The 7,827-nt window shown below is 32.1% G+C and carries 5 protein-coding genes; all 5 read right to left on the bottom strand.

From position 1 onward, the window contains the following. Positions 1 to 110: 110 nt before the first annotated feature. A complete protein-coding gene (locus POV26_RS10480) occupies positions 111 to 293 on the bottom strand; it encodes a hypothetical protein (RefSeq protein WP_272856421.1) in 183 nt (60 codons plus the stop codon). A 61-nt stretch (positions 294 to 354) separates the two neighbouring features. Next, positions 355 to 1,101 (bottom strand): LytR/AlgR family response regulator transcription factor, encoded by a 747-nt coding sequence (locus POV26_RS10475; RefSeq protein ID WP_272856420.1) that lies wholly within the window; start codon positions 1,099 to 1,101, stop codon positions 355 to 357. Between the two features lie 2 nt (positions 1,102 to 1,103). Beyond that, on the bottom strand, positions 1,104 to 4,037 hold the full coding sequence (locus POV26_RS10470) for a sensor histidine kinase (RefSeq protein ID WP_272856419.1): 2,934 nt from the start codon (positions 4,035 to 4,037) through the stop codon (positions 1,104 to 1,106). Positions 4,038 to 4,054: 17 nt separating this feature from the next. Then, on the bottom strand, positions 4,055 to 5,095 hold the full coding sequence (locus POV26_RS10465; protein WP_272856418.1) for a hypothetical protein: 1,041 nt from the start codon (positions 5,093 to 5,095) through the stop codon (positions 4,055 to 4,057). Between the two features lie 237 nt (positions 5,096 to 5,332). Further along, positions 5,333 to 7,816 (bottom strand): hypothetical protein, encoded by a 2,484-nt coding sequence (locus POV26_RS10460; protein ID WP_272856417.1) that lies wholly within the window; start codon positions 7,814 to 7,816, stop codon positions 5,333 to 5,335. Positions 7,817 to 7,827: the final 11 nt, after the last annotated feature.

Here is a 7,827-nt window from a genome sequence, read left to right as displayed (position 1 = left end):
CGTTGTCGAATTCTTTTAAAATCTTTGCAATTTGTTGCGGTGAAAATTTACTTCGTCTCATAATACTGTTTAAAATTAAGATAATTATTCTACTTTTAAACAGTTCGGTTTTAAGGGAAGCTTACAGCGTGCTCTACAGGGTTAATAGTAAAACCCTTTTCAGTTGCGGCTTCCCCGCCATCAACTTCTTCCAAAGGAGTATCAATTATTGCTTCGGTTTCGGTTTTTTCTGAAGTATTTTTGCAAGCTGTAAATACGATTGCCAGAAATAAAATGTGGACTAGATTCTTCATAAGAAAAAATTTTAATGAAGATACTAAGAATGCTTTTGTTTTTTAGCCTTTTAAAAGCTTTTTAACTGTTTTTAAAAGTTTTAAGAAAATCCACTCTTCTATTTCGGGAAACAGGTACTTTATGGTTATTGCTCAAAATTAAAGTTCCTTCGTTGAGGTATTTTTGAATATGGTCTAGATTTATAAGATGTGATTTGTGAACCAAAAAAAAGTCACTGTTTTTTAAAAGTTTATTGAAATGGCCAATACTGTTTGAACTTAAAATAGATTTTCTGTCGTCAAAATGTATTTTGGTATAACCATCGGTACCTTCGCAATGGATTATGGAATCTATTTTTACAAATTCCAGACCCTCTTGGCTGGGAATGACCATTTTTCGATCTTGAAAAGATTGGACCCCCAAGTTTTCAATAAGCAGTTTGTTTTTCTCTAAAGCCGTTTTGGCTTCAATGTTTTTTATAGCCTTTAGCACGGTAGCAATGAGTGATTGATTATCTACAGGCTTAACCAAATATCCAATAGCGCAATGGTTTAGTGCATCTACAGCATAACTGTCAAAAGCAGTTACGAATATAATTTCAAATGTGGGGTTTGGGATTTTGGCAAGTAGATCAAAACCGCTCATTTCCGGCATCGCTACATCTAAAAATACCAATTGAGGGTTCAATTTCTCAATTAAAGCTAAGCCTTCCACCGGACTTTGGGTTTCGCCAATTACCACAATATTGGTGCAAAAGCGCTCCAGTTTGTTTTTTAGAATAGCTAATGCTTTTCGCTCATCATCTATTAATAAGGCGGTAAAACTCATAATTATAGGGATTGGTTAAAGGTTAGGGTAACACAGGTTCCGGTTTTTTCTATATCTATTTCTGAGCAGTCCTTAATAGAATATTCAATATTCCAATTTGTACTTTGGTTAAGTAACTCAATTCTTTCTTGTAAAACTAAGGAAGAATTTGATCGATAATTTTTTGATGATGTATTGAAAAGTTTTTTCGCTTTAATTACTCCAATTCCGTCATCTTCTACAAGTACTTGATAGGTTGTGTCATTAATAAATATGAACTTGATTGTAACGGTCCCGCTTTCTTTTTTGTGGAACAATCCGTGATTTACGGCGTTTTCAACAATGGGCTGCAAAAGCATAGATGGAATGGCTTGTTCCTCGACATCAATTTTTTCTGAAACGACAATATTAAAATTCAACTTTTCTTCAAAGCGTAACTTTTCAATTTCAAGATAATTTTTGAGCAAGCTTAGTTCTTCTTTGATAGTAACAGTTTGTAAACGAGAATATTCGAAAAACAACCGAATGAGCTGTGAGAATTTTGACAAATAATTTTCGGAAAGCTCCACTTCGTTTCGTTGAATGAAATACTGAATTGCATTTAGTGAATTGTGAACAAAATGTGGATTCATTTGGCTTCGTAAAGCTTGCAGTTCCAAACCGGCCAATTTTTTTTCGTGCTGTGCTTTTGTTTCTTCTTTTTTTCTGATTCTTGTTTTTAAAATTTTGAAAAATAACCAAAGACAAAAAAGCGCCAATAGTCCAAAGCCAATTTTAGCAATTAAGGTTTGGTACCAAGCAGGAATTACGTGTAAATATTGTTTGGAAATAGTTTCGTTAAAATGCTGATCGGTAGCTTTTACTTCCAGTGTATAGAGTTTTGGTGAAAGATTTGAAAAATTAAGAGTTTTTGTAGTTGTAGAAACCCATTCTTTTTGAATAGGCAATAATCTATATTGATAGGCAATTTGCTTTTGATTTACATAATCAAGCGTTGAAAACGAAATAGTAATTTGATCGCGCTCCCCATTTTTAAAGAATAAAGTATCGTTTTGCGAATTGAAATATAATTTTGGTTTTTTCTGATAACTTTTACTATTAATATTTAAAACTGCTAAGCCGTCATCACTGGCAGCATATAACAAACTATCCTTTATAAAAATATCATTGGTATTGTCTTGCCAAAGTCCGTCTGCCGTATAAAAGGCATCTATAATTTTGGAGCTTTCTATATTTTTTTGGTCCAAAGCTATTTTTTTTACTCCTTTTTGGGTCGCCAGCCACAACACATTTTCCTTTTTTATAATCCGCTGAATGCTTAAACCATCTGTTTCTTTTAAATGGAAAATTTTTTCAGAATCATTATAAAGATAAACCCCGCGGCCATCTGTGCCCACAAATAAGTAATCATTATCTGGCATTAGCGTTGAAACTGAAACGTTCAACAAGGGGTCTTGACTCTTAAACGTTACTATTTTATCACCTACAATTTTGTGCAATCCATCGCTTCCGGCTGTATATAATTGGTTTTTGAAAATCTCGGCAAATAAAAGCCCATTTTTAAAGACTATAAATTCTGATGGTTCATCCATGTTTTTATTTAAGATTATAGCGCTATTGGTAACTATGTAATTAAAACCGTTTACTGTAGCAATATCCTTAATTCCCGCAACTTTATCTCCCGTGCTTTTCAATTTTTCATAGTGTAATGGCTTCAAAAGAGATTGTTCTATTATAAAGGAGTTTCCTGCTGAAATGAAGTATTTAATGTGATTGGCCCTGTTTTTTTTAATTTGATATATCTCTGCATTCTGTTTGGTAAAATGATTTATTTTTTTGAAGTTATCCTCGGAAACCACATATTGGAAAAAGCCGTCATCATTTGCGCCCGCATATAGAATACTGTCCATTATATTGATTTTTTGGATCTTTTTATTCTTTAAATAATACTTGGTTTGCTGAATGTTTTTCGGAATCATTGATAGACCATTTGAAAGGTCTGCAATCCAAAGATTTCCATTATTGTCCTTAAAACTCAGCTTGCTCATATCCATCGGGAAGGAATGAGTTTCCTTTAAATTTAATTCATTGTCAAAAATTATAAGTTTGCCGGGAATACTTACTTGAATTTTATCTTTTTGGCTCGTACATCTAAAATATTTAACTTCCTCAACGTTCACCAATTCTTTAAAAGATTTATAAATAGTGTGATAGGTTTTGAAGTCAATGAACAAAACTCCTTTTCCCATGGCAAAATACCCTATTTGATTGTACAATAGTCCTTGGTTTTCTATCATTTTATTTTCAAATTCCAAGGGAATATTTACCGTTATTTCTTTTTTAAAACTTAAATTCCAATCATAAACCAATAATTTATCCTTTTGAAAAAATAAAATATCATTGGTTTCGGGATTAACAAAAATAGGCATGGATAATTTACTATTATAACCATACTTTTTTTGAATTTCCAATAAATTCATATTAATTGAATCGAGGTTTGAATGATTCAAAAACCCAGCATCAACTATATTGTCCTTATTAAAAGTTTGCACTCCAGATGTTCCATTGAACCACAAACTATCTTTCGATTTATAGATAAATCTAGGCGATATAACTTCATTTTGCTTGGTTGCAAACGTATGTATACTATCATTTTTAATATAACCTTGTCGCTGGCTTTTTGAAAAAAACCAAAGCCTTCCCTTCAAATCTGGCTCTAAAAGCCAAGTGTCGTTGTTGGGCAGTCCGTCTTTTATGGTAAAAATCTTAAATGTTTCACCATCATATTTTACCAAGCCTTGTTTAGTGGCAAACCACATAAAACCATCCGCGTCTTCTGCAATGTCATAAATATGATTGGTGGGCAGACCATGTTTTGTTGTAAAATGCAATGTTTCCTGGGCAAAGGTTATTACCCAGGAACTTAAAAAAGTAATTATAGTTAGTTTGGTTAGCACATTTAAAGATAAGTTTTCTAATTGTTTTTGGTTGAAATGCCCATTAAATAGAAGTTGAAACTTTCGGTTTTTACTGTATTATCAAATAAATTTATTTCGTAAAAGTTGGTAATATCTATATTGTTATTGTCTCGGGAAGTAATGTAATAAGTATCATCACAATCATCATAACTAGTAGCATAAAACTCAGAATTTAAATTAATTCCATTTGCCATAAAATCGAAGATAACAGTTGGGGCAGTAGTGGGATTATTTGGGTCAATGCTCACAATTTCTAAACCTTCACCTTGATTATTATCTCGTTCACGGATGGCCAATAAGTTGCCTGTATTGCGATATTCCAAACCATAAAATCTTTGGAAGTTTGTCGTCGTGTTGAAGTCTGGAACTAATTCAACAGCATTGGTTGTTGAGGTTGCAGTATTGAAAATCACAAGATTGGTTCCAGAAACAAAATATAACATTCCGTTGCCATCCGTTGCTGAAGACATACTTTCCCAATCAAACGAACTTAAAAGCGGAAACGAATTTGTTATTATTGTAGTTAGCGACCCATCATTCAAGTTTATGGTTTCAATACTATAATTAGCTGGATTTGTAGCATAACCAAAATTATCAATTGTAACTGCATACAAATTGTTATTGCTAAAAATGGGCGCTGAATAAAATCCTGCTACAATTAGCTCTTGTCTGCTTTGAGCACTTACATCATACACATAAAGCCTTTGTTGTAAAGGAAATTCAATAAAATACTGACCAGTATTGGCATTAAAACCATCATAATTTGAAGGTCTATTAAACACATCAAATTGGGTGTCGTCCTGTTGGTCATGTCTAATATTTTGAAATACTAAAGGTGTATTTATAGGTTTTGAAAGACTATCCAAAGAAAATCGCGGCTCTCCCGTATCTCCATCAGATCGCATAATAAGCAATCCTGTATCGCAGATTCCTTGAGGATCAGGATCGGGTTTTGTAGTTTCGCAAACAATATCTTCGCTGTTGCAAGCCAATAATACAGTAGCTAATATGCAGAATAATAAATTATATGTTTTCATTATATTTTGATTAAATTATTTAAAATATTATTTAGTCATTTGTACATCTCCAAATTCAAAGGTTTCAGTTTTCCAAAACCTTCCATGTTCAATACAGCTTAAGTCCTCTCAAATATTGAAATCAACAACAGTAGTAGAGGTAGAAATAGTATGCTTAATAGTTTTAATCCCTGAGTTTATAAGAGATTTTGTTTCTTTGTTCTAACTCTTATCCTACTGAATTAATTATTTTGTTTTTTATCTTAATACATTTACATGACCCGCAACTATTTTTTTAGTAACCCGCCTAATGTCTTTTGAAATACATACCCCAAACAATCTTCTTTTACAATATTCTTCAAGTGTATTAAAGGTTACTTGTGTATCATTTTTATAGCTACAGTTTTGAACAAAAAATCGCCATTCATACGTATCCGTCTGAACATAGTTGCCAGATCCATCTTTTCCATCCCAATAAATAGAATAATTATTAAAACCATTACAATTGTCTCCTTTCATTTCTCTTATTAACTCCCCCCAACTGTTAAAAATCCAAAGTTTATATTTTGTTGCATTGTAAGCATTTGGAGCATTTACTGGTTTTGCTGCATTGACTATATAAAATTTATCATGAATACCCGGTGTATTTCCAGTTGGATCAAATCTAGATGTATGATCTAGTATGGGAAAAGCTCCAGTTGGTATGTCATTAACCATTATAGTTTGTGTTAATGAACTACTGCCGGTTGTAGCAGTAATAGTATAAGTGCCATTTTGCTTTACAGTAATTTCTTTAGTAGTTTCTCCAGTATTCCATTGGTAAATTGCTGGTTTGTCAGATGTCGCAGTTAAAGTCGCACTACAACAATCATTTTTTTTTTGAGATAACTTTAAGGATGTTATTTTTTCAACTAAATCAATATTAGAACAAGTAAACCTTTCGCATATATTGCAATTGGCATCTTGCCAACTTATTTTAGTACAAATTTTTACACTTGCAACACAACAAGGAATTTCAGAAGCAGGGGGAAGAAGATAAGTTACCTTAAATTTATCACCTCCTTTTAACATTGCTCCATTTGGATTTTCCCATATTATTTCTCTATTATTAATTCTATTATCAACATCATTACCTAATTGTTTTAATAAATCAAAATTTGGTAGATTTAATGTGTTGGGTTGCTTTAGTGCATTTGGTGTATTTCCTACGTATTCATCTGAACTATAAATACCCCCCCATAGTGCAGGATTATTTACACAGGTAGCACATTGATCATAATTATAATTAAATTGTATATCAGTAATACTTACCCTTAGCTCCTTTATAGGTACTGTAGCATCTTTATGTATTGTAAAGGTTTCATCAGCATAGGATAAATTTGTAATGTTTATAAATGTATTTTGAACTGAAAATGGATCCTGTTCTCCATAAATTTCTAAATCGGTTTGGCAGCAATCAAAGTTAAGGGGACATAAAATATCATAATCATTGTTACTTCCTTGGTTTACACCACTAGCAGTATTTCCAATTATTTTAGGAGTAAGGTTAAAAGTTCCTAGTTTAGGTTTTCCAATTATCTTGAAATCAAAGCCTTGTAGATTTATATTTAAGCCGTTTGTATTTGAAGAATTTAAATTAAAGCAATAAGTATTACCTGAAGTTAAAGTTGGGCTATTAATAGTATTTACAACTAATCCGTTTTGAATTATTTGCAATTCAATATCTAATGACGGATTACTTCCGTTAGGCAACGTGTAATCTACACATATTTTACCAGGAATTTTACAATCATCGCTCTGTCCTTGATTAAGTTTTATAGAGCCTTCATCGCCATTTGCACCTTCACATCCTATACATATATTATCAATATACGAATACCCCCAATGTCCTCCGCGCCAACAATCTCTATTTTCAAATTCTATAATTATTGTTTGACCTATTAATGAGCTTAAATCAACTGTAACACAAGTCCAGTCTTTGTATTGTATTCCATTATAATTTTTCAATAATGGATGTGCGGAACTGATAAAGTTTATGCCATTTCCCCCTAAATTAACAAGACTATTATAATTTATTAATATATTGGACGCGTCTAGTATATTTACTCTAAAGGACGGATCAGAATTTTGACTATGACCAGGATTTTCAACGACCATCGCATAACTAAATGATAATAAAGAATTTGTTGGAGTAACAGTAATCACTTTAGCCATACTTTCTTTACCAAACTTTACTCCCTTGTTTCCTAATCTCACAGAAGTAGTATTCCCAGTTGGAAAATTCCATATTCTATTTAAAATAGGTATAGTTGGATCAGGACCACTAGTCACTGATTTATGATGAACAGAAACTGAATGATCCGCAGCATTAAATGAACCTGAATTCATAATATTTGAGCCGGATGCATTTGTATATGTTATAGGACCCCAAGAGCCTGAATCTCCTTCCCAATAAAAATTCCAATCATTGGGAATAATACCAGTTTCAAAAGTGCCATTATCACATAAGTTATTAACACTTCTTGAACTAATTATAGATTTATAAAACTCTTGTTTTTTTACAAATTCTTCCTTCCTAGAGGTATAATACTCTTCAAAGGATTGTTTTAATTCATTATTTTTTTCTTCTTCGGATATAGAGTTGTACTCAATTTGAGCTTGTGCTCTAAATCCTTTCGGTAAATCTTGTGCATATCCCTGTAAACCGACCAAAACAGTTATTATATACATAATTTTTTTCATTTTTTTCATTT

The organism is Aequorivita todarodis, from assembly GCF_028561335.1.
Classification (GTDB): Bacteria; Bacteroidota; Bacteroidia; order Flavobacteriales; family Flavobacteriaceae; genus Aequorivita; species Aequorivita todarodis.
Note: the sequence above shows the minus strand (reverse complement) of the source record. Positions and strands in the feature narration are given on the sequence as shown.